This window comes from Methylobacterium sp. BE186 (assembly GCF_031457035.1).
Classification (GTDB): Bacteria; Pseudomonadota; Alphaproteobacteria; order Rhizobiales; family Beijerinckiaceae; genus Methylobacterium; species Methylobacterium segetis.
In genome coordinates this window covers 1-21,261 of record NZ_JAVDVV010000043.1, presented here as the reverse complement: position 1 = coordinate 21,261, position 21,261 = coordinate 1, and the positions used below count along the sequence as shown (strand labels likewise).

Sequence of the window (21,261 nt, the reverse complement as noted above, 5' to 3'; positions counted from 1 at the left end):
TCCAGCACGAGAGCCCCGGCGCGCAGCGGGAATCGAACTGGCTGCCGGCGCCGGCCGGCCCCTTCGTGCTGATGCTGCGCACCTACTGGCCGAAGAACGCGCTGCTGAACGGGTCCTGGGCACCGCCGCCCGTCACCCGAAGCGCCGGCGCGGCGCTCTAGTCTGGGGCAGCAGGAGGAAACGTCATGAAGCGTCTGATGATCGTCTCGGCGGCCTGCGTAAGTGCGCTGGTGCTCGCCGGCTCGAGCGCTGAGGCCCGCGGGTTCGGCGCCGGTGGTGGTTTCCACGGCGGCGGCTTCGGAGGTGGTGGCTTCCGCGGTGGGAGCATTGGTGGTGGCGGACTCCGAGGAGGCGGCTTCAGCGGCGCCGGCCTAGGGGGTGCGCGGGTCGTCGGCTTTGGGGGTGGGTACCGCGGCGGCTTCGGAGGCTATCCTGGTGCCGCGGCGGGCGTTTACCGGGGCGGGTTCGGTGCCTACCGTGGCGCGGCAGTCGGCGGCTACCGTGGGGTCTACGGCGGGGTCGGCCGCTATGGCTACGGCTACCGGCGTAGCTGGTACCCAGGCTACGGTTACGGTCTGGCCGGGCTGGGGCTCGGACTGGCCGCGGGCTACGCCCTCAGCGACGACTATTACGGTGGCTCTTACGGCTACGGCGGCTGCGAGCCATACGCCTCCTACGATCCGTATTACGGGACCTGCGTGTCCACGGGCTACTATGGCTACGCGTACTAGAGGCCTCGGTGGCGCGTCTCTCCTGCTCGCGCTCGCAGGGGCGGCGAGCGAGGCTCAGGCGGCGCCCAGACCGCATGGCGTGGCGCAGTTCGATGGCGCCTGGAGCGTGGTGGTGGTCACCGAACAGGGCAACTGCGATCGGGCCTACCGCTACGGTGTCATCGTTCGGGGCGGGCAGATCTATTACGCCGGCGGAGGCGACTTCATGATCTCAGGGCGCGTCCAGCCGAGCGGCGCGGTCCGAGGTAGCATCGTGCGTGGTATCGACCGCGCCGATGTGGTCGGCCGTCTCCGGGGCGACTATGGAGCGGGGGCTTGGACTAGCTCCGGCACATGGCGCTGCGGTGGCTATTGGAATGGCGAGCGACGTGGGTCGTAGGAACCGGGCCCGCTATCCTGGTTCATCGCCAAGTTTGGTAGAACCGGTAGGAGGGCGGGTATGGCCAAGTGCCTTCGCTTGCCGCGCTCAGAGAGGCCATCCAATGGCGTGATTTCTGCGATGGCCGACTCAATATTTAAATCTTACTGGCAATGACGGCTTCCTCGCCTACGCCAGATTCGGCAGTGAAATCTTGTGAAAAATATCCGAAAGATAGGGGACAAATTTTCACCGTCGCATTCAGATTGAATTTTCAATTGTTATGAGATGGCGCCCACATGCTCAATAAGACTGCGTGGCACTTCATGACAATGCTTCACGCGTCTGCGCTTTACACCTCTGCGCAGGCGGCGCCCTACTTTGTGTGGTATCTACCGTCCCCGACACCATTCTACCCGCTACTGGTGATAAATCCAGATAACAAGCCGTACTTTAGATGCACCCTCCAGCTGTTCCGGACCTACACCAAGCGGGACGGATCGCAAGGCTTCGATACGAGAAACTATTACTTCGCTGCACCACCCAACGCGCCGGTGTCGGCGGGAACCTGGAACTCGCAGGAGCACGGCGGAAACACCATAACCTCGACGAATGTCTACTGCTCATCGTGAACATCGCCGCCGGCCATGAACAGTCGTCACCCTGATCGTCACCGGCGACAGCATCGTGAACATCACGCAACCCTGAATGGGCTTCCGAAACGCTAAACCAGCGAACGGCGGCGTATTCCTGCTAAAGTACTGAGGGGCAAGACCTATTTGGTCACAGTGGGGCAAACCCTATTTGATCACTGCGCAAAAATTGAACCTTTGCTGGCATCATCGATTAGGTTCTATTCAATTTCCAATTCTACGAGATTTCGGAAGTAAATTTGCCCAAATACACCTATTATTTTCGTGTAGATCACGCTCCTAAGGGTCGATAAACGTTCTATTATTCGGTTATTGCGTCAGTTCAATGCCTTTTCTCGAGCTCCCACCGCGCCGGAGCACGGGGCCTTCTCGGCCGAGCACAGGGATCCGACGTCCAGCAGCGAAAGGCCCTTCCAAACCACGGCAGGAGGCAGACATGAGGGGAGTTCGAAGCCTGAACGGCATCAACCGACGCACGTTGCTGTCGACCCTAGCCCTGCTGCCATCCCTGTCGGGAACCCTCGTCCCCGCTGCCGCACAGACAAAAGAACCGGGCGGCTTGCTGCCGTCTTGGAACGAAGGGCCGGCGAAGCAGGCGATCGTCGATTTCGTGCGCGTGACGACCGAGCCGTCGAGCCCGACCTACGTGGCTCCAGACGAGCGGATCGCCGTGTTCGATCAGGACGGGACCCTCTGGGTCGAGCAGCCGGTGTACACGCAGGTCGCCTACTGCCTGGAGCGCGTCCCGGCCGTGGTCGCGAAAGATCCGGAGCTGCGGAACGTCGAGCCGTTCAGAACCGTGCTGTCCGGCAACCGCGAGGCGACAGCAAACCTCCCCCTGCGGGATCTCGAGAACATCCTCGCCGCCACACTCACGGGTATGACGGTGGAAGAATTCCAGTCCGAGGTGTCGAGTTGGCTCGAAACCGCCCGGCATCCACGCTGGAACCGCCCCTACACCGAGTTGACCTTTCAGCCGATGCAGGAGGTCCTGCGATACCTGCAGACCAATGCCTTCAAGACCTACATCGTCACCGGCGGCGGTCAGGACTTCGTACGCGTCTACGCCGAGAAGACCTATGGCATCCCGCCCGAGCAGGTGGTCGGCACCGCAGGCACAACGAAGTTCGGCTACGGCCAGGACGGCAAGCCGCTCCTGACCAAGGAGCCGAAACTGCTGCTCAACGACGACAAGGCCGGCAAGGTCGAAGGCATTCACCTCATGATTGGCCGACGTCCCGTCGCAGCTTTCGGTAACTCCGTCGGTGACCGTGAGATGCTGGAATACACGCGCGGCGGCCAGGGCACCCGCCTAGCGATGCTGGTGCTCCACGACGATGCCTCGCGCGAATATGCCTACGGTCCGGCGACCGGCCTTCCCGAAAGTAAGATCGGCACCTTCTCCCCAGCGCTCTACGACGAGGCGCGAAAGCAGGGCTGGACGGTGATCAGCATGAAGAACGACTGGAACCGCATCTTCGCCTTCGAGGCATGAGGCGGAAAGCAGGCTGCCGGATTTCGGCCAACCCCGATCATGGTCCCTGACCCGGGCAGATGTCTCACATCGGCCGGGAGCTTCCCGAGCACCCAGCCGATGAATGACTGCTTTGGAGATGCCGTCTGGATCGGCTGGAGGGGGCAATGGGCGCATCGGCCCCGGCCGGGTTTGGGTGAAAGCCGCCGGTCTGCTTTCCGCATCCAGACCGCATTATCTGAGATGCATTGCGGCTGAAGCGGCCTTTTCCAATCGGTCTGTCGCGGCGGGCGAGATGCAAATGCGGTTTCGCCCGCAAAGGCGCGCGAGAGTGAAGACCCCGCATTGGGGCGAGGCTGGGTTCACGGACCTGCCTCTCCTCTCTTCATTGGAGGGACGCGCCCAGCCACCCTCTGGCTCGGCCAACAAACCGGCGATCCACGCCGTGTGATGCCAAAACACGCTGCGACGAACAGGCCCTCCACAGGCGCACCATCCCGCGATAAGTGGTGTCGGCTCCAGGCACTCACTGAGGCAGTCGCGGCAGAGGCGTGCCGTCCCTCGGCAAGCCGTACCGCGCCGTATTCAGCTCCATCGCGAGGAGCGTGTAGTAGCCGCAGATCGCGGTCAGATCGACGACTCCCGGCTTCCCGAACCGCTCCTCGGCACTGGCGAAGGTCGCGTCCGAGACCGCCTTGTTCTGCTGCAACTCGCTGACGAAGTCGTAGACCAAGGCCTCGTCCGCGCTCATGTCCTCTGGCCGCCGCCCATCGCGGATCGCCGTGATGATCCCCGGCCTGATCCCCACCTTCTGCGCGATCGGCGCGTGGACATACCATTCGTAGTCCTGCGTCCAGTATCGTGCGACGAGCAGGATCGCGAGTTCCGACAGGGTGGTGCCGATCTTGGGCTTGTAGCGGAGATAGTCGCCCATCGAGCGGGCAAGCGTCATCACATCAGGCGAGTACATCAGCGGCTCGAAAGGCCCGAAGACGGGCGTCTTGCGGACCGCTTCGAATGCCGAGGCGGCCTGTTGCTGCTCGGCGGTGTACTGGCTCGGCGGAATGGTCGGCAGCCGGTCCTCACTGCGGGCCGCGAGCGGCGCCAGGATCAGAGCCGCTGCGATCAGAAGGCGCTTCATGAGTCGAACTCCCCACTTCATGGGTGGCGTGGTTTTGAAGCCTCGAGAGATCGATCAGGCGGCGGTGACCGACGATCGGCGGGCCGAGGGGCGGCACAAGGCGGTCGCGCGTCGGCACGAATCCTCGACGGCGGGTCTGTCCGAGACAAACTCACGGGCACGGGTGACCGGATCATCGGATCAGGTCGGCGCCCACTTTGCAGATCGCAGAATCGGCGTCTCTGGAAACAGGACCGAGCAGGCCGCCCCAATACCTGCCGAAGAGCTGAGCATCCGCCGCCGGTCTCGAGCTCGTTGATCAACTCAAATCATGGTGGATCTGAGTCGGAGTGGCCGGATGCCGGGTCAGCAGTCAGCGCCGTAGCAACCCTTCTGATCGTCGGTGCCGCCACGACAACGATCGGAATCATGAACGACCAGGCAATGGCCCATGCCCAGAGCCAATGGGTGAGAAAGCGGTCTTCTCCGGCCAGCGGCGCGCTGGCGATGCCGCTGGAGATCAATGTCGTGATGCCTGATTGCAGAACGGCAAAGACGTAGTGGGCGTGCTGTCGGGCGATCGGAGGCATGAGTGTACGAAGGTGCCTGCCTGTCCCTCGCGCTGAGGCACAAATAGGGCCACCGCTTAGACATGGCGTATGTCCGCCTGGGGTCTTCCATCCCCTGCATCGTCTGCGAGCGTCCACGATTCGTCACCGGGCCGCGAAGCGGTGCGATGCGGGCGAGCCATGATGGACAGCGCTGGAGGCGACGATCGGGACTTGCAGCCGGTGCAGAATTCATCGGCTCCTGCCGAGTTGCCTGCTACGCAGCCTGCTCATCGAGCGAAAAGCGGCTCGCCGGCCACGTATACTGACCGAGTGCTGCCACCAGTGCCGCCAGTGGCGAGGACCAGCGCCGGCCGCTGACCGTGACAAGACACACCTGCCGAGTGACCACCGGCTCCATCACCGGTAGGAGAGCCAGCCCTGGCAGGGTGGCGGTGAATTCGGGCAGGAAGCATATCCCCATCCCTGCCGCTACCATGCTCTGGATCCAGTCCTCGCGCTCGCTGCGGTGAGAGCGCAGGATCTCGGTGCCCTGTTCGCGCAGGAGCTCGGCGAGATGGTCCCGGTACTCGCAGTTGATCCGCTGCAGGTAGATCTGCCCCGCCATGTCGCGCATCCGGATCGCGTTGCGGCAGGCGAAATCGTGGCCCGGCCCGCAGGCAACCATGAAGTGCTCCTCGTAGAGCGGGCTCTCCCGGAGCGGATCGGAGAAGCCGCGTGGGTCAGCCATGATCGCCACATCGAGCTCGCCCCCGAGCAGCATCTCTGTGAGGCGTGCCGGCACGCCCTCGACGAGGGTCAGTTCAATGCCGGGATGGGCGATGCGAAAGCTGTTCAGGAATCCGACGAAGCGCAGCGGCCCGATCGTGCACATCACACCGAGGCGCAGCTCGGCGCCCTCCAGGCGCAGGAAGCGCGAGGCTGCCTGCTTGGCGCGCTCGCGCCGCTCGATCATCTCGGTGAATTCCGGCTCCAGCAGGCGGCCGAGATCGGTCAGGTGCACGTGGCCGCGCTCTCGAGAGACCAAGAGGCCGCCGAGCTCGTCCTCCAGCTTCTGGATTGCCCGCGTCAGGGCGGGCTGCGTCACGTTGCAGTGCTCGGCTGCCTTGGTGAAGCTGCCAAAGCGGCCGACCGCCAGGAAGTAGCGGATCTCGTGGAGCTCCATCGACAGCTCCGGGCTCGCGGTCACAACGGACACTTCGAGCCAATCGCTCGGCGCGGCCGTGGGACACCGGCCGGGTATTGTCTCGACAACTGGGCCGCAGTCGAGAGGGAGTGGGTGTTGGTACGCTTGGGCGCCGGCCGGCTCAGCGAGCGTGGTCGGGCTGTGCTGGCGCGATCAGTGCTCGGCGCGCAAGCAGCCGGTCGAGCTCCCGCAGGACTGCACATTTCGCGCGTCGTTCGTGGGAACGCTTCATCGGAGCCTCCTGAAAGGGATCCTCTGGTGCCGTCGCCGGATCACGTGACGGAGAAAGCGTGTCTCGATGAGCTTGGAGTGGGGCAAAAGCGAGATCAGGCAGCCCGGCTTGCCGAGTGCATGAACCGGGGAGGTCGGACGACGGCCGCTGGGGCCGGCTGGAGAGTGACGGGAACTGCCGGGACCCAGATCCGGACCTGAGTGCCAGCGCGTGGATCGAACACCGTGAGGACCATGACCGCCTCCTGTTCATTCATCGTGCCGTGAGGATCGCATCTCCTTCAGGAGCCTCCCGTGACGTGGCTCACGCTCTCGGGGGGCATCGGGCGCCCCCCGTGCGAAGCGTTGTCCATCGCGGGCTCCAGAGAGCGACGCCGATGACCTCAGTTGTGGGAATGGTGGTGCAGCATCTCGCTATCGTCGGCGAAGGGGCCCTGGGCCGGTGCGGTTCGCACCGATTTGGCTGGCCGCGCCGGCTGAATCGAGCGGCCGGCTTCCGAACCGTAGATCGTGTAGCGAGGCGTGACCCCATTCAGCGTCACTGCGCTGCCCTGTCCTTCGGGGTGCAGGATCGATTGGGTCCAAGCGTTGGCCGAGGAGGCGAAGGCAACGACGACGGCGCCGGCAAGAAGAAGGGTGCGCATGATCTTGATCCTTTCTGAAGAGAAGCGCGGAAACCACTTCCTTGCTTCTGGATCCGATCATCGGCGCGGCGGCATAGAGAAGATAATGCCGTTTGGGCATCGAGATGATGCGTGCTGATGGCAGCGAGCGCCGTGCAACGCTGTCGATCGTCGCCGCTGGCAGATCCAATGAGACACCGAGGCAGCGCCTCCGAAGGTTGGATCTGTCGGTCGGTCTCCCGAATGCGCACCAGCCTGTGCCGAAGGCTCGCGCTCGGCCTGCCCTACTCCTCGTCCCCGATACCACCGGGCATAGTCACGATGCACAAACGGCATTTTACGACGCCAGCAATGCCTCCGAAAGTCTGATCGCCACACCAACCGTGGAGATGAGCCATGACAAAAGTTCTGGTGCTTGCCGGAGCAACGGTTGCTGCCGCTTCCGGGTATGCCTGGGCCCAACAAACTTTCTCAGCGTGGGGCCACGACTTTACCCTCTCCCAGTTTGCGCCCCAGCAGATGATGGTAGCCGTTGCAACCGACACCAAGACGGGTCGGAAGTTCAACGTCCTGAAGTTGAAGAACGGGAAGATGATGGCCATCGCACCGGTCAACAGCATGCAAGGCATGCCCGAGACAGCACAAGAAGACATGATTCAGTAGGCTGCCGCAAACACCATTCATCGCATGTGGTTCGGGCGCCCCGCAGACAGGCCTGCGAAAGGGTCTCGGGGCACCCGCTCCGCTGTTCTCATCAGGCGGGCCAGTGGGGCTTCAATTATCGAAGAGAAAAGCTGCTCTCGGCAAAGGTGGCGAACCAAGAGGAATGGTCATCTCCTAACTCTGTACGCCTGCGACAGTGGACAGTCTCAGCTCCGGGGCGCATCGCAGGGGCATGCAAGCCGCCCGTCGACTGAGAAATCCCGCGCGTTGAACAGCCTGCACTTCTCAGGTGATGGAAGGCCTTGTTGCCTTTGCTGAAGTGGCCGATCCAGCGCTCCCTGAGCGGCTGAACACAGCCAGGCAACACATTTTTGATTTCGGGCGTAACCGCGGCACTGGACCTGCGAAAAGGGGAGCAGACTGATCGGAGGATTGTGCCAGCATGACGATCCTGCGCCGACGTCTCCTCCAGAGCCTGCCCTTGCTGTCGCTCGCGGCAGCGAAGCCCCAGGGTACGAGCGATGCCGTCACGACAACGGACCTCGTTCTGAACTGCGATACCGCAATGGGGCCTGCCCTCTCGCGCGCATCCGACCGGTTCCATGAGGCTGCGGGCGTACGCGTGAGGGTTTTCCCGACGAGTCCGGGCCTTCTTCTCCCGCAACTCGCCCGCAAGGTTCAGAACGACCTCCTGTTCACGCAGGACACCATCATGCAGGCGGCGACCGTCGCCGGCCTGGTCGCCGGCACGCCCGCGGGTCCATGGTCCATACGCTACGTTCTGGCCGCGCGCCGTGGAGTCGGAGACGCGGCGCTGAGGGGCCGCATCACCGTTCCAGACCGGACACCTGCCGCCGACGTGGATGGGCCATCGGTGATCCGGGCGCTGCACCTCGGTGAGCAGGCCGTGCTGGGCGTGCTCGACACGGCCGAGGTCGCCTTTCTGCTGGAGCGCAGCGAGGCAGAGGCCGGCCTCCTCCATGCAAGCGAGCTTGCCCATCACCCGAGTTTGGAGGTGGTCCGCACCGTACCGGATGCCGTCGTGCCGCCGCTCGCGTTCCAAGTCGCCGTGACGACCCTCGCACGCCGGCCCAACCCGCAGGCCTTCGTCGATTTCCTTCTATCGGCTGTAGGCCGGGCGATCTTGAGCGCTCATGGGCTGGAGAGTTCCGCGTGAGCGTCCTCGGCGTTCAGACCCATGCCTGGCCGGTGCGACTGGCACACTGGTCGATGGCGCTCGCTATCCTGATCATGGTCGGGAGCGGCTGGCGGATCTACAATGCCGAGCCGATCCTACCCTTCCGTTTTCCACTCGCAGTCACGCTCGGGGGAGATGTGGAAGCGGCCCTCGCCCGCCACGGCGATCCAGGGGTCGCCACAGCCATTGCCTGGCACTTCGCCGGTATGTGGCTGCTGATCGCCGCCTTCCTGCTGTTCGTGATCTACGGTGTGGTCTCGGGCCACTTTCGGCGCGACTTCTTCCCGGTGGGGCCCCGCGCATTCCTGCACGACTTCACCGCAGCCTTGCATTTCCGCCTAGAGCACCGCCTCGGCGAATACAACGCCGTGCAGAAAGTTTTCTACTGGGGCGTGCTTGCCGCGATCATCGCGATCATCGTCTCCGGCCTCGCGATCTGGAAGCCAGTGCAGACCTACCCGTTGGAAGTGCTGTTCGGCGGCTTCCAGGGCGCACGCATCGTACACTTCCTCGCGATGATCGTGATCGTCGGTTTCCTTGTCATCCATCTCGCCCTCGTGGCGCTGGTGCCGAGCACCCTCGTGGCCATGATCACGGGCCGATCTGGCTCGCCGGCCCCGAGGAACGGCGGACGTCCCTGAGCGGAGGAGCGCCATGCCCAGAACTCAGCAGGACCTCGCATTGCCGCGGCGCGAGTTGCTCGGGGGCGGCATCACGCTCGGCGCCCTGACACTGCTCACGGGCTGCGATGTGAGCGACGGAGACGCGGTCCAGGGGGCGCTCGCGCGCGTCTCGGCCTGGAATGATGCCGTCCAAGCCAGCCTCTTCAACCCGGATCGCCTCGCGCCGACGTTCCCCGAGTCCATGGCAAACAAGGATTTCCGCTACAACGCGTGGTATGGGCCAGAGCAGGCGCCACGGCTCGAGCCTGCGGATTACAGGCTGCTGCTTTCAGGCAAGATCGCCGACAAGCGTCCTTGGACCGTGGAGGCGCTGCACGCCCTGCCTCAGGTCACCCAGATCACGCGGCACGTCTGTGTCGAAGGCTGGAGCATGATCGGCAAGTGGACCGGCACGCCGTTGCGCACCTTTCTGGAGCGCATCGGGGCCGACACCACCGCCCGCTATGTCGGTTTCGAGTGCGCGGACGGTTACTACGAGGGCCTCGACATGCCGACGGCGCTCCACCCGCAGACGCTGATGGCATTTCGCCTTCACGACGCGCTGCTGCCGCATCGGCATGGATTTCCGTTCAAGCTACGCATTCCAACGAAACTGGGATTCAAGAACCCGAAATTCGTTACAACCATCTACGTCACGGACAAGCAGCCGCGCGGCTACTGGACGGACCGCGGCTACAACTGGTTCAGTGGGCTCTGAGCATGGCTCGTGCCTTCCCCGGAACCTGCGCGATCGGCGTGATGGCCAAAGCCCCGCGGGCTGGCTGCTCGAAGACGCGCCTCTGCCCGCCTCTCACTCCACAGGACGCCGCCGCCCTCTCGGCCGCCTTCCTCCACGACACGACCCAGAGCATGGCAGAGGCAGCCGCGCGGGCGCCCATCGCGCGATTTGCTGCGTATGCGCCCGCAGGCACGGAGAATCTCGTCCGGGCCCACATCGCCTCAGGAACCGTCCTCGTGCTGGCGGACGGTTCTCCGCCGATGCCAGACGGTGTGGATGGGTTCGGACGCTGCCTCCTTCACGCGATCGATGGGATGTTGGCAGAGGGCCACGCTGCTGCCTGCGTGCTGAGCTCCGACTGCCCGACCCTGCCCACCACCCACTTGGTGGAGGCTGCCCGTCTGCTCCTCGAACCCGGCGACCGGGCCGTGCTCGGTGCCTGCGCAGACGGTGGCTACTACCTGCTTGGGCTGAAGGCGCGATGTCCGGAGATGTTTTCGCGCATCGCCTGGAGCACGGCGAGCGTCGCCGAGACCACCCGCGCACGGGCACGCGGGCTCGACCTCGACCTTGTCGAACTGCCGCCCTGGTATGACGTGGACGACGCAGCGACCCTCGCCTGCCTGCAGGTGGAGCGCGGCGGCTACGCGGCACATGCGAGCCGGGCCGTGCTGGCGCGGCTCGGTTACGGCGAGGGTTCGCGAGGCGAGGCCTCTGCCGCTCTCGGCATGACCGATCGCCCCGGCCACGCCGCGATGATGCCATCGCCGCAGAGCCCGGGGCGTACGCCATGAGTGGGCGTCTCGAAACGCCTCCCGCGGGCCTCGCCCTGCTCGGGACCCTGCTGATTGCGCTGACGCTAGCTGCCCTGGCGCTTCACGTGCCCGGCGCCGACACGGTCGGCACGCCGCTGCGGGCGCAAGTGTTCGTCGGTGTGCTTGCGATCAGCGTCGCCGTCTACTTCCTCGCCGTTCGCCGCGTCCTGCGGACGCCATGCCGGCGGGCCGTTTGGTTCGTGATCGCCATCGCAGTGCTCCTGCGCCTACTTCTCCTGCCCTCGGTGCCGTTTTTGTCGAGCGACATCTACCGCTATGTCTGGGATGGACAGGTCCAGGCCGCGGGCATCAATCCCTACCGCCATGTGCCGGCGGATCCGGCGCTGAGCTTTCTGCGAGACCCTGCCGTCTTCCCGCTCATCAACCGGGCCGACTATGCCCACACGATCTATCCGCCGGCCGCGCAGCTCTTCTTCGCCGCCGTTGGACAGGTCACCACAACCGTGACCGGCATGAAGGCCGCGATGCTGCTCTGCGATGGCCTCGCAATTGCCTGTCTACTGCGCCTCCTTACCCTCTCTGGCCTGCCGCGGGAGCGCGTACTGATCTACGCCTGGAACCCGCTCGTGCTCTGGTCTTTCGCCTGTGATGGGCATGTGGACGCGGTGGCGGTGGGTCTGCTGGCGCTGGCACTTCTCGCCCGGGCGCGCCACCGCGACGGCCTCGCGGGGGCTTTCCTCGCCGCGGCGACGCTCGTGAAGTTCCTGCCCATCGTCGTGGCGCCGGCCTTCCTACGCGGCGGTTGGTTGTGGCGACAGGTGCTGACGGGCGCTGCCGTCATCGCCGCGCTCTACCTGCCCTATCTGTCGGTGGGGACGCAGGTACTCGGCTTTCTCCCAGCCTACGGCGCGGAGGAGGGCTTCGCGACCGGGCAGGGCTTCTGGCTGCTCGCCGGACTGTCTCACCTCGTTCCGCTGCCCGTCTCTGCTGCGTGGGGGTACGCGCTCTCGGTCGGCATTGTCTTCTCGGCCCTGTCGCTTTGGATTGCGACACGCCATCCGCCGACGGGCGCATCCGTGCCGGTTACCCTGTGCCGCGACGCCGGTATCCTCGCCGCCTGCGCGACTGTCGCGGCGAGCCCGCACTACGCTTGGTACTACGCGTGGCTCGCGCTGCCTGCGACGGTGTCCCCGAGCCCAGCGGTGATCTGGCTCTCCGCGGCCCCCGTCCTCTTCTACATCGACCCGTTCAACGAGCGCTTTGCCTGGCCAAGCCTCGTCTTCGTCCCGGCTCTTGCCCTCGCGTTGCGCGCCGGCCTGCGCGACCAGTCCGTTCCCATCGCGGTCAGTCCACGAGGAGCGTCCTGATGTCGATATCCGCCACGCTCAAGGACCCGCGACGCTACTTCGAGGGGATCGGCGCACAGCGCTCAGCAAGGTCCGAAGTGCTTCCGATCTGCCTCTACTTGGAGGTGACGAACCGTTGCAATCTGCTCTGCGAGACGTGTCCCCGCACTTTTGAAACGCTGGAACCCCCCGCCGACATGAGCTGGGAGTTGTTCACCCGGATCGTTGATCAGGTGCCGAACGTGGCTCGCGTGGTGCTTCACGGTGTCGGCGAGCCGATGCTGGTGAAGTCGCTGCCGCGGATGATCCGCTACCTGAAGAGGCGGGGCATCTACGTGCTGTTCAATACGAACGGCACGCTCATGCAGCCCAAGCGCTTCCAGGAACTGATCGACACTGGGCTCGACGAGCTACGTGTGTCGCTCGACGCTGCGGACCGCGCCTCATACTTGCGGGTGCGCGGCAAGGACTTCTTCGACCGGATCGTCCGCGATGTGGGCCAGTTCGTCGCCTATCAGAGGAGGATCGAGGCCGTCGTGCCGAAGGTCTCACTTTGGCTCACCGGCCTGAAGGAGACCATCGAGCAACTGCCGGCCTTCGTGCGGCTCGCAGCGGAGATGGGCGTGCACGAGGTGCATCTGCAGCGCCTCGTCTTCGACGAGGTCGGGTATGGTCTTGCCCGGGCAGATCACTCGCTGTTCGAGAACACGCAGGCTGAGGAACGCGCAGCGATTGAGGCTGCGCAGGCGATCGGGGCGGATCTCGGCGTCGTCCTCGACGCCTCCGGGGCGACCGAACCAGGCCTCAGCCTCAAGCGGCAGGCCGACGAGCAACCCTGGGCGACCTGCCGCCGCCCGTGGTCGCTGATGTACTTCACCGCTCACGGGCGGGCGCTGCCCTGTTGCATCGCGCCGTTCTCGGTGCGCGGATACAGCCACTACACACTCGGCGATGCGACCCAGGCTTCCCTGCGCGAGATCTGGAACGGCACCGCCTACCGCGACTTCCGCGCCGCGCTCCTCTCGGACGCGCCCCCCGCTCCCTGCCGGAATTGTGGCCTGCGATGGAGCCTGTGAGCGTCATCATTCCGACCCTGAATGAGGTCGAGACGATCGGCGCCGTGCTGCGCGGCATTCCTCCTGCCTATGCGGGAGATCTGATCGTGGCAGATGGTGGCAGCAGCGACGGTACGCCGGCCGCCGCTGTTGCCGCGGGCGCGCGAATGATCGCGGCCGGGCGCGGCTATGGCCGCGCCTGTGCGTCAGGCGCGGCGGCTGCGCGGCCGGAGAACCATGTCCTTGTCTTCCTTGATGGCGACGGAGCCGACCGCGGGGACCTTGTCGCGGAAGTGGCGGGTCCGGTGCTCAGGGGTGAGCGGGATTTTGTCCTGGCTTCGCGGACGCGCGGCGTGCGCGAACCAGGCGCGATGCTCTGGCACCAAGTGCTCGCAGGGCGGCTTGCAGGCTACAGCATCGGAGCGCTCTACGGGGTCCGCTACTCCGACATGTGTGCCTTCCGGGCGATCGACCGCGACGCCCTGGCGCGGCTTCAACTGCGTGAGATGACCTATGGCTGGAACATCGAGATGCAGATGCAGGCTGCTCGCGTCGGCTTGCGGATTGCCGAAATCCCGCTGCCCTACCGGCGCCGCGCGGGCGGCACCTCCAAGGTAGCCGGATCGCTGTTCGGCACGCTGCGGGCTGGCAGTCAGATGATGGCGACATTCCTGCGCGTCGCTGCCGGACCAACACCTCAGCCATGAGCGAGGCCTTCGCGCTCGCAGCCTTCTTGGCGCGCTGGAGCCCTCTCGTCCGGCACGACCTTGCCGCCTCGCATTCCGAGCCTCTGCCCCTCTCCTGGCTGCTTGCCGCCGCCGACGCGGAGGACCGGCGCCGTTGGGAGGCCCTCGACCTCGGCTACGCCCATCCCCAAGGTGCTCCCTGGCTGCGCGCGACTATCGCGCAGCGATACCGCGGTCTCACGGCCGACGACGTGCTGTGCTGTGCGGGTGCGCAGGAATCCATGAGCTGCCTGTTGCGCGCCGTCTTGGGACCGAATGACCATGCCGTGATGGTGTTGCCCCTCTACGGGCCAACCGAGACGGCCGTGACCACCGTCTGCGCCGCGACCGGTGTGGCGCTGAGCGACGACGGCGCATGGTCTCTGGACATCGACCGGCTCGCGGCCGTCCTGCGCCCGAACACCAAGCTCATTCTGACCAACATTCCGAACAGCCCAACCGGCGCATCTCTCCAAACTGCCGCGCGCGACGCCCTCGTGTCACTCTGCCGGCGCCACGGCCTCTGGCTCGTCAATGACGAAGTCTACCGCGAGACTGATGTGGAATGTTTGCCGCCCATTGCGGACGCCTACGAGCGCGGCGTCTCCATCGACGGATTGTCGAAAGGCTTTGGCCTGCCAGGTCTGCGCGTCGGCTGGATTGCCTGCCGGGAACGGGATCTGCTCGCCCGCACCCTCGCTATTAAGAGCGGACTGTCGAGTTGCCTATCCTCAGCGAGCGAGGTTCTGGCGCACATAGCGCTCCGAAATCGGCACTGGATCGTGGCGCGGACGCGCGACATCGGGCGCCGCAACCGGATCCTCCTCGACGCGCTTCTCGCGCGGCATGCCGCGCTGTTCGACCCGGACGGAGAGCGGAACCTCGCCTTTGCCTTCCCGCGCTACCGCGGCGTCGACGCCGAAGCCTTTGCCGTCGACCTTGCGCGCCGCGGTGGCCTGCTCGTGTTGCCCTCGACTCTGTGGCACTCGCCGCTTGCGCGGCTCCCGGCCGACCGCCTTCGTATCAGCTTGGGCCATGCCAGCGTCGCGCCGGCCCTGGATGCCCTGGATTCGTACCTCGCCGAGTGCGGGCGCTGAATTTCGAGTCATCGTTGGAATGCAAGGTCAGGCGAAGCTCGTCCCCTTGCGGACGAGATCGGCATCGTAGGCACAGCCAGCTTGCATGTGCCTCGGCTGAGGCTACTCAATCGCTTTACTGAACTGGCAAGCGTTGCTGGAAAATTTGGGCAGGGCACTGTTTCCGTGGACTCGCACCAGAAGGCTGACCAGCACTTCACAGCCGAGCCAAAACGAACGTGGCTCGCCAAGTTCTGGCGTGGGTACACGCGTATCCTGCACGCCGCCTTCGCGACCCTGGTCGGCGCCACCATACTCGTCCTCGGCGTCCTGTTCGTGAATTACGTGGTCCTGTCGACGCCGAAGGCACGGGCCTACCGCGATCTCGACCCCGCCGTCCCCGAATGCAGCGACGGGCTCGCCCGAGGCTGGACCGTCTTGGCGGATACCGGGCGCCGGCCGCTCGCTGGAACCGACCTCGTCGATGACGGTGGATGGATCGATGCCAGCAATGACGAGAACGCCGCTGCCGCCAGCGATCCGCGCTGGCGAACGCGCTTCCGCTGCGCCCTGCAACGCCACATCGTCACCGCGGAGCGCCCGGACGGCAAGCCGCTCGACTACACGCTGGGGTTCCTGGAATTCCAAGAAGACGGTGAGCCCTACGCCCTCGTGTCCCGCAGCGGCGGCAGTGACGTGGCCAACACAAGCGCGATGCTACGCCACGCGATGGAGAGCCAGATGCGCGCGAGCGGGAGAGCCGCGGCCGGCATCAGGCCGGTGATCACGCAGCTCGACGCGCTCAAACAGCACCTCTCGAGTGGAGCGAACTACGTCCTCGTATTCGTCCATGGCTGGCGCCACGACGCTCGCATCGGCGACGGCAACGTCGCCGACCTGCGCCTCTATGCGGCGCATGTCGCCCGCTTCCTGCAGCAGCGCTGCCCCACCGACCCGAGGGCGTGCGAGACCAAGGTCACGGCCATCTACGTCGGCTGGCGCGGCGCACGGGTCGACGAGCAGGGTTTGCGGGATCTATTCGGCGACGCAATCGGGGGCTTTCTCGGCGACGTTTCAGCGGCCGCTACCCTGTTCGATCGAAAACCGGTCAGCGAAGCGATTGCGCCCGCGGCGATCTCGGCCCTGCGGTCCATCGAATCGGTGCTGGCCACTCCGCGCCCGGATGGCAGCCAGCGCAACAATCGCCTGATCGTCGCCGGGCACAGTCTCGGCGGCAACATGCTCGCCACCGGCCTCAAGGACGACGTGCTGAAAGCGGTGCGCCGTCACGCCTTTGGCAAGACGCTGCCGCCCGTGCTCGGCAATCTCGTCGTGCTGATCAATCCAGCCTCCGAAGCGAGTAAGTGGACGACGGTCCAGCGCGCGGTCTGGGAGCGCATCGCGCTCCGCGCCGACGAGAACACACCAGCCGCCGAGATTGTTCGTGACACCGGCTTCTTCCCACCCGAGCAGCGCCCCGTGATGATATCGGTAACGGCTGCGCTCGCCTTCCCGGCGGGCGGGCTGCGGCCAGGTGATTGCGCCTGGATCGGCCTCGACATCGACGACGGGTACCAAGCCGCACGGCAGCGCATCCGGCAGCGGCTTGCGAGCACCGACGCCATGTTCCATTCCGGCGTCGACTATGATTGGGCGACGCACGATCTGTTCCCGACTTTCAAGCTGGATTTCCGCCCTGCGGGCGGCTTCCTCGACCGAGTCGCTGCCCGTTTCGAGGGCCGTCAGCCCCGCGGGATGACGTGCACGCCGCCGAGGGCCGCCGCGGCTCTCCATGCGCTCCTGACGCTGCCGCTGCGCGCGCTGGCGGTGATTGCCGAGACCTTCCCGTTTCAAGTCAGCCTCCGCGAGGAGTCGCATACGATCGGCAACCTCGATCCACCGCGGCCGGCGGCCGGTGTCCTCGCGGATACGCAGCCCTCGGCGGCACCTTTCGGTACGACTCACGAACTGCTCGGCTTGCACGACACGGGGCGGGAGCGCCACCACGCTTACGCGACCCTGGCCGACGCGTCGATCGACTGCCCGCGTTCGGACGGCTGGCTCACGCGGGCGCGGATGCGGAAGCAGGACCATCACGGACAGTTCTGGGACAGTGAGGATCTCGCCCTGGTCGATCCCGCGCGACCGGGTTTCGCGAAGCCCGCAGCGCGCTTCGTTCACGGGCTCCACCTGACTGGCATCGCGCCGATTACTCTCGCCAACGACCCCTTCTGGAACATGCGGGCCTTCGACAATGCGCTCTCGCGCCACGACGGCTACCGTCTCTCGTCCTTCATCTGCGCAATGAACCAGCTCGTGCTGGACGACATTACGGAGTCCACGCCGCAGATGATCGACACGATGGGAGTTCCGGGCGTCCAAAGCTCCGATGTGAGGCCCTAAGCTGTCACGGATATCGGCGCTCGGACATCTGCGACCGCCGTGAAACCGGGGGCTGCGATAGCCCTGGCTGTGATCGTCAGCCCGTCGGCATCCCGCATAAGCTCGTCGACCTGCACACCTTCCGGAACCGAGGGCACGACGGGTTCGAGATCCGCATCGCGCTCACCCTCTGCCACTCCGAGGATCAACCCGCCGCAAAGCGCTCAGCACCGAACCTGCGGAAGAACCTTAAAAGGGGCCCACGCAGCGATCCGGCGACGCGCTGCGAAGGCTGCCTCTCAGCCGCGGGTCTTCAGCCGCCAGCTGACGTCGCCCGTCTTCCAAGATATGCCAGTGATGCGTCCGAGGGTCGAGAAAGGCCGACATCTTCGCGTCGCCGAACACACTGGGCCATTCGGCAAAGGGTAAGTTGGTGGTCACGATCATCGAGGAGCGCTCGTAGAGCCGGCTGACCAGGTGGAACATGGCCAGCCGCTCAGGCAACCGGGCGAGTGTTGCTTAGCGGTCGCGACGTTCGCGGACGGTCGTGCGCTCCTCGCGCCGCTCGATGCGCTCTCTGCGCGGCTCGGGATCAACGCCGAGCACACCACCAACAGTGCCTGTTGCTGCGCCCACGGCTCCGCCGACCACCCCGCCAACTGGCCCAGCTGCGCGGTTGCCGTCCTCGACACCACGTTCTGCACCCCGCACTGTGCCTTGCGCGCAAGCAGGCCCGGTGACGGCGAAAGCAGAAAGAAGAAATGTTGCAGTCAGGAGTGCGCTCTTCATGAAAGATCCTTTCAGCTCGTTGTGTTTGCTTTCAGCTGTAGCTCGCAAGCGAGCCGGCTGAGATGCCTGTCAACGCATCGGCTCCCAAATGGCTGCACTCCGCCTGAGGCCCCCGGCGCCTTCATGAGCAAAACATTCTCGGCAAGCCTTGTACCTCACCCTCCGGTCACCATCTCCTTACCATCCAGCGGGATGGCGTCAGGTGTCTCAGAGATGGCAAGCAACATTCATGAGCTGCGGTCGAAGGGTGCCGACAGCGAGAAAATCACGGTCAATCTAGGCTTTGTCGATCTCGGCCGCGTAGACCTCATGGTGCGCGACGGCTTCTACGCCAACCGCTCCGACTTCATCCGCACGGCTGTGCGAAACCAGCTCGAGCGGCAGGAAGAGTCCGTGCGCCAGTCAATGACACGCAGGCAACTCAGCCTTGGCCTATCGCACTTTACCAAGCGTGATCTCGAGGCGGCCCGGGATGCCGGAGCGCCGCTTCAAATTCAAGTCATCGGGCTCGCGAGCATCGCAGACGATGTCACCCCCGAGCTTGCCCGGGCGGCCATCCGCTCGGTCGAAGTTCTCGGTGCCTTTCAGGCGAGTTCGGCAGTGAAAGCCGCTCTCGCCGACCGGACAGCCTGAACTTCAGACTCGTCATCCCACCGCAAGACCACCCGCACGGCAGCCTCTGCTGGGGCGAACGAAGGATCATGACCATGAGCGCGTTCAGCAAGATCGACATGAGCGAGGTGACCCGTCTCACCCGAGCCGGCAAACTCGCGGAGGCGATCGCACTCCTTCAAGGCCGTGAGGGCCCGGGCTCAACCCACGATGATCAGGGCCAACAGGCGCGTCAGGCAGCTTGGAGCACAGAGCGCGTAGGGCCGATGATCGATATGGTCACGCCCGCGTTCCCAAACGGCGCTTGGACGGAAGCGGGTCAATCGCCGGCCTCGTCTTCAGGCGCCTCCAAGCCTCGCGAGTGGGTCGCCAAGATCCGCAATCTTTCCGAGACCATGTCTGGATTCCACGGACGCCTTGCCGAACCGGGCTCGCTGCCTGGCCTCGGCGAGGGCCTCGGATCTAAACGGCAGGCACCGCTTCCCGTGCCGGATGGGGCTCGCTTCGAGGAGCGGACCTTCTCCAATGATGCGGGCAGCCGCACCTACAAGGTGTTCGTTCCGAGCGGCCACACGGGGCAGGCTCTTCCGGTCGTGGTCATGCTGCACGGTTGCACCCAGAACCCAGATGATTTCGCTGCCGGCACACGGATGAATGAGTTGGCCGAGGAGCAGACCTTCCTTGTCGTGTATCCACGCCAGCCACAATCAGCCAACATGCAAAAGTGCTGGAACTGGTTCAATGCGAATGACCAGCGGCGTGAGGGAGGCGAGCCGTCGCTGATTGCCGGTATCACGCTTGCCGTTGTCGAGGAATTTTCAGCCGACCGGGCCCGCGTTTATGTCGCCGGTCTCTCGGCGGGCGGCGCCGCGGCTGCCATCATGGCCGTGACCTATCCGGATCTGTTCGCCGCGGCCGGCATTCATTCCGGGCTGGCCTGCGGTGCGGCCAGGGACATGCCATCGGCCTTTGCTGCCATGAGCGGAGGCGGGACCGGCCGGCCAAGAGGAAACGGATCCATGGTGCGGACCATCGTCTTCCACGGTGACAGCGATAACACGGTCAAACCGATCAACGGTGATCAGGTGATCGCCCAGGCCACGCCGGCTGCCGCGTTGACCCGGACGACAACCTCCGGGAGGTCCCCGGGCGGGATCGCCTATACAAGGACGGTCCAAGCCGACGAAACTGGGCGCGAAGTCCTTGAGCAGTGGCTATTGCACGGTGCCGGCCACGCCTGGTCCGGCGGCAGCACGGCCGGCTCCTACACGGAACCACGTGGTCCCGATGCCAGCCGAGAAATGCTGCGCTTCTTCCTCGCGCCCACGATCACACCCGCTGACACGCGTCACTGAGTTGGCGGTCTGGGCAGCATGTGCGCATTCCGCATCGGTCGGAATTGGAGCTTATCAGGGCGATGAAGGTAACCATGAACATCGACTGCACGCCCGAAGAGGCGCGATTATTTCTCGGCTTGCCCGACGTAAAGCCGGTGCAAGCTGCGATGCTGGCTGAGATGGAAAAGCGGATGATGGCCGAGATGGAACGGTTCTCGCCTGACGCTCTCCTGAAGAGTTGGCTCTTGGCAGCCCCTCAGGGGTCAGATCAGATGCAGCAGGCGTTTGCCCGCATGTTTCAGCAGGGCTTCGATGGAGGTATGGCACCGCCGAAATGAGGCGCCATGAATTTGGCCGTATCAGACCAGCGCCTCCGGGAAGAGAAAACGGTTTAGGCGCTGGACGTCAGGCAGGGATGATCGCCGCTCTACCTGCGAGCGCAAGGACGACTCAGTGCCCGAGCGCTTGCTAGGGCAGAAGCTTGCTGGACACCCGATCGGCCTGGCACCATCTCCGAGCGTGGTGGGACCGAGGGGCTGACCGATGCGTGGGATGGTTCAGCCCACGCTACCGGAATGGACGCAGATCACATGAACTTCAAAGTGGCTTAGCTAGGCCGCTTTCTTGTCATGTAAGCGGGTTGGAAGCTCGATATCGAGATCGAGCCTCGAAACCTCCTGCCGCTGATCAACGCGGATTTGCACTTTGTCACGCTCGATCGCGACATGCTTGGCGATGACGGCGAGGATTTCCTCGCGCAGGATTTCAACAAGGTGCGACTGCCCAACCTCTGCGCGTTCATGCGCGATGATGAGCTGAAGCCGTTCCCGAGCTACGGGAGCGGTTCTACGCATTGCGAGAAGGCTGAGTAGGCTCATGCCGCCCTCCGTGTGAAGATCTTGCCGAGGAAGGACTTGCGCTCGCTGGGCACGCTCATCGGCACGGTCTCGCCGTTC

22 protein-coding genes and 1 pseudogene are annotated in these 21,261 nt (G+C 64.9%); 16 read left to right on the top strand and 7 right to left on the bottom strand.

Going from position 1 to position 21,261, the window contains the following annotated elements; translation table 11 throughout:
- The 3 genes from J2X36_RS25655 to J2X36_RS25645 form a co-directional block, all read left to right on the top strand.
- A partial coding sequence (locus J2X36_RS25655; RefSeq protein WP_310354914.1) for a DUF1214 domain-containing protein occupies positions 1-161 on the top strand: 161 nt, incomplete at its 5' end.
- A gap of 24 nt (positions 162-185) precedes the next feature.
- On the top strand, positions 186-731 hold the full coding sequence (locus tag J2X36_RS25650) for a hypothetical protein (RefSeq protein WP_310354910.1): 546 nt from the start codon (positions 186-188) through the stop codon (positions 729-731).
- Positions 732-2,178: 1,447 nt separating this feature from the next.
- Positions 2,179-3,237: an HAD family hydrolase gene (locus tag J2X36_RS25645; RefSeq protein ID WP_310354908.1), complete on the top strand. Its 1,059-nt coding sequence runs from the start codon at positions 2,179-2,181 to the stop codon at positions 3,235-3,237.
- A 505-nt stretch (positions 3,238-3,742) separates the two neighbouring features.
- On the opposite strand, the gene J2X36_RS25640 is transcribed toward J2X36_RS25645, so the two are convergent.
- The 4 genes from J2X36_RS25640 to J2X36_RS25625 all read right to left on the bottom strand — a co-directional run bounded on the left by J2X36_RS25640 (position 3,743) and on the right by J2X36_RS25625 (position 6,966).
- Entirely contained in the window at positions 3,743-4,357 is a 615-nt protein-coding gene (locus J2X36_RS25640) for a carboxymuconolactone decarboxylase family protein (protein WP_310354906.1), read from the bottom strand.
- A 308-nt stretch (positions 4,358-4,665) separates the two neighbouring features.
- Positions 4,666-4,926 (bottom strand): DUF2798 domain-containing protein, encoded by a 261-nt coding sequence (locus J2X36_RS25635; RefSeq protein ID WP_310354904.1) that lies wholly within the window; start codon positions 4,924-4,926, stop codon positions 4,666-4,668.
- A 235-nt stretch (positions 4,927-5,161) separates the two neighbouring features.
- Positions 5,162-6,070 (bottom strand): LysR family transcriptional regulator, encoded by a 909-nt coding sequence (locus tag J2X36_RS25630; protein WP_405029859.1) that lies wholly within the window; start codon positions 6,068-6,070, stop codon positions 5,162-5,164.
- A gap of 635 nt (positions 6,071-6,705) precedes the next feature.
- Positions 6,706-6,966, bottom strand: a complete 261-nt coding sequence (locus J2X36_RS25625; RefSeq protein ID WP_132256135.1) for a hypothetical protein — start codon at positions 6,964-6,966, stop codon at positions 6,706-6,708.
- 375 nt (positions 6,967-7,341) lie between these two features.
- Here J2X36_RS25625 and J2X36_RS25620 point away from each other — a divergent pair, with 375 nt between their 5' ends.
- From J2X36_RS25620 to J2X36_RS25575, 10 genes are all read left to right on the top strand, one after another.
- Entirely contained in the window at positions 7,342-7,608 is a 267-nt protein-coding gene (locus J2X36_RS25620; RefSeq protein ID WP_310354901.1) for a hypothetical protein, read from the top strand.
- A gap of 442 nt (positions 7,609-8,050) precedes the next feature.
- Positions 8,051-8,785 carry a substrate-binding domain-containing protein gene (locus J2X36_RS25615; protein ID WP_310354899.1) on the top strand — a complete coding sequence of 245 codons (735 nt, stop codon included), beginning with the start codon at positions 8,051-8,053 and terminating at the stop codon, positions 8,783-8,785.
- A complete protein-coding gene (locus tag J2X36_RS25610; RefSeq protein WP_310354897.1) occupies positions 8,782-9,447 on the top strand; it encodes a cytochrome b/b6 domain-containing protein in 666 nt (221 codons plus the stop codon). Before J2X36_RS25615 ends, J2X36_RS25610 begins: the two co-directional genes overlap by 4 nt.
- Positions 9,448-9,460: 13 nt before the next feature.
- Positions 9,461-10,186: a molybdopterin-dependent oxidoreductase gene (locus tag J2X36_RS25605; protein ID WP_310354895.1), complete on the top strand. Its 726-nt coding sequence runs from the start codon at positions 9,461-9,463 to the stop codon at positions 10,184-10,186.
- Positions 10,187-10,227: 41 nt separating this feature from the next.
- Positions 10,228-11,001, top strand: a complete 774-nt coding sequence (locus tag J2X36_RS25600) for a DUF2064 domain-containing protein (RefSeq protein WP_310354893.1) — start codon at positions 10,228-10,230, stop codon at positions 10,999-11,001.
- Positions 10,998-12,350: a glycosyltransferase 87 family protein gene (locus J2X36_RS25595; protein ID WP_310354891.1), complete on the top strand. Its 1,353-nt coding sequence runs from the start codon at positions 10,998-11,000 to the stop codon at positions 12,348-12,350. The genes J2X36_RS25600 and J2X36_RS25595 overlap by 4 nt, the downstream gene beginning before the upstream one ends.
- 104 nt (positions 12,351-12,454) lie before the next feature.
- Complete coding sequence (locus J2X36_RS25590; protein ID WP_310354912.1) at positions 12,455-13,405, top strand: radical SAM protein; 951 nt, start codon at positions 12,455-12,457, stop codon at positions 13,403-13,405.
- Entirely contained in the window at positions 13,402-14,091 is a 690-nt protein-coding gene (locus tag J2X36_RS25585; RefSeq protein WP_132256557.1) for a glycosyltransferase, read from the top strand. Before J2X36_RS25590 ends, J2X36_RS25585 begins: the two co-directional genes overlap by 4 nt.
- Entirely contained in the window at positions 14,088-15,206 is a 1,119-nt protein-coding gene (locus J2X36_RS25580; protein WP_310354889.1) for a pyridoxal phosphate-dependent aminotransferase, read from the top strand. Before J2X36_RS25585 ends, J2X36_RS25580 begins: the two co-directional genes overlap by 4 nt.
- A 165-nt stretch (positions 15,207-15,371) precedes the next feature.
- A complete protein-coding gene (locus J2X36_RS25575) occupies positions 15,372-17,588 on the top strand; it encodes a hypothetical protein (protein ID WP_310354887.1) in 2,217 nt (738 codons plus the stop codon).
- A gap of 312 nt (positions 17,589-17,900) precedes the next feature.
- Here J2X36_RS25575 and J2X36_RS25570 read toward each other — a convergent pair.
- Together J2X36_RS25570 and J2X36_RS25565 are read right to left on the bottom strand one after the other, a co-directional pair.
- Positions 17,901-18,053: pseudogene (locus tag J2X36_RS25570) on the bottom strand (ATP-binding protein); the annotation flags it as partial.
- 33 nt (positions 18,054-18,086) lie between these two features.
- On the bottom strand, positions 18,087-18,356 hold the full coding sequence (locus J2X36_RS25565; RefSeq protein WP_132256564.1) for a hypothetical protein: 270 nt from the start codon (positions 18,354-18,356) through the stop codon (positions 18,087-18,089).
- Positions 18,357-18,569: 213 nt separating this feature from the next.
- Between J2X36_RS25565 and J2X36_RS25560 the strand changes: the two genes are divergently transcribed.
- The 3 genes from J2X36_RS25560 to J2X36_RS25550 all read left to right on the top strand — a co-directional run bounded on the left by J2X36_RS25560 (position 18,570) and on the right by J2X36_RS25550 (position 20,643).
- Positions 18,570-18,989: a CopG family transcriptional regulator gene (locus J2X36_RS25560; protein WP_310354884.1), complete on the top strand. Its 420-nt coding sequence runs from the start codon at positions 18,570-18,572 to the stop codon at positions 18,987-18,989.
- 74 nt (positions 18,990-19,063) lie between these two features.
- On the top strand, positions 19,064-20,323 hold the full coding sequence (locus tag J2X36_RS25555; protein ID WP_310354882.1) for a PHB depolymerase family esterase: 1,260 nt from the start codon (positions 19,064-19,066) through the stop codon (positions 20,321-20,323).
- A gap of 74 nt (positions 20,324-20,397) precedes the next feature.
- Complete coding sequence (locus J2X36_RS25550; protein ID WP_310354880.1) at positions 20,398-20,643, top strand: DUF6489 family protein; 246 nt, start codon at positions 20,398-20,400, stop codon at positions 20,641-20,643.
- A 273-nt stretch (positions 20,644-20,916) separates the two neighbouring features.
- On the opposite strand, the gene minE is transcribed toward J2X36_RS25550, so the two are convergent.
- On the bottom strand, positions 20,917-21,183 hold the full coding sequence (gene minE / locus J2X36_RS25545) for a cell division topological specificity factor MinE (RefSeq protein WP_132256572.1): 267 nt from the start codon (positions 21,181-21,183) through the stop codon (positions 20,917-20,919).
- Between the last annotated feature and the right edge of the window lie 78 nt (positions 21,184-21,261).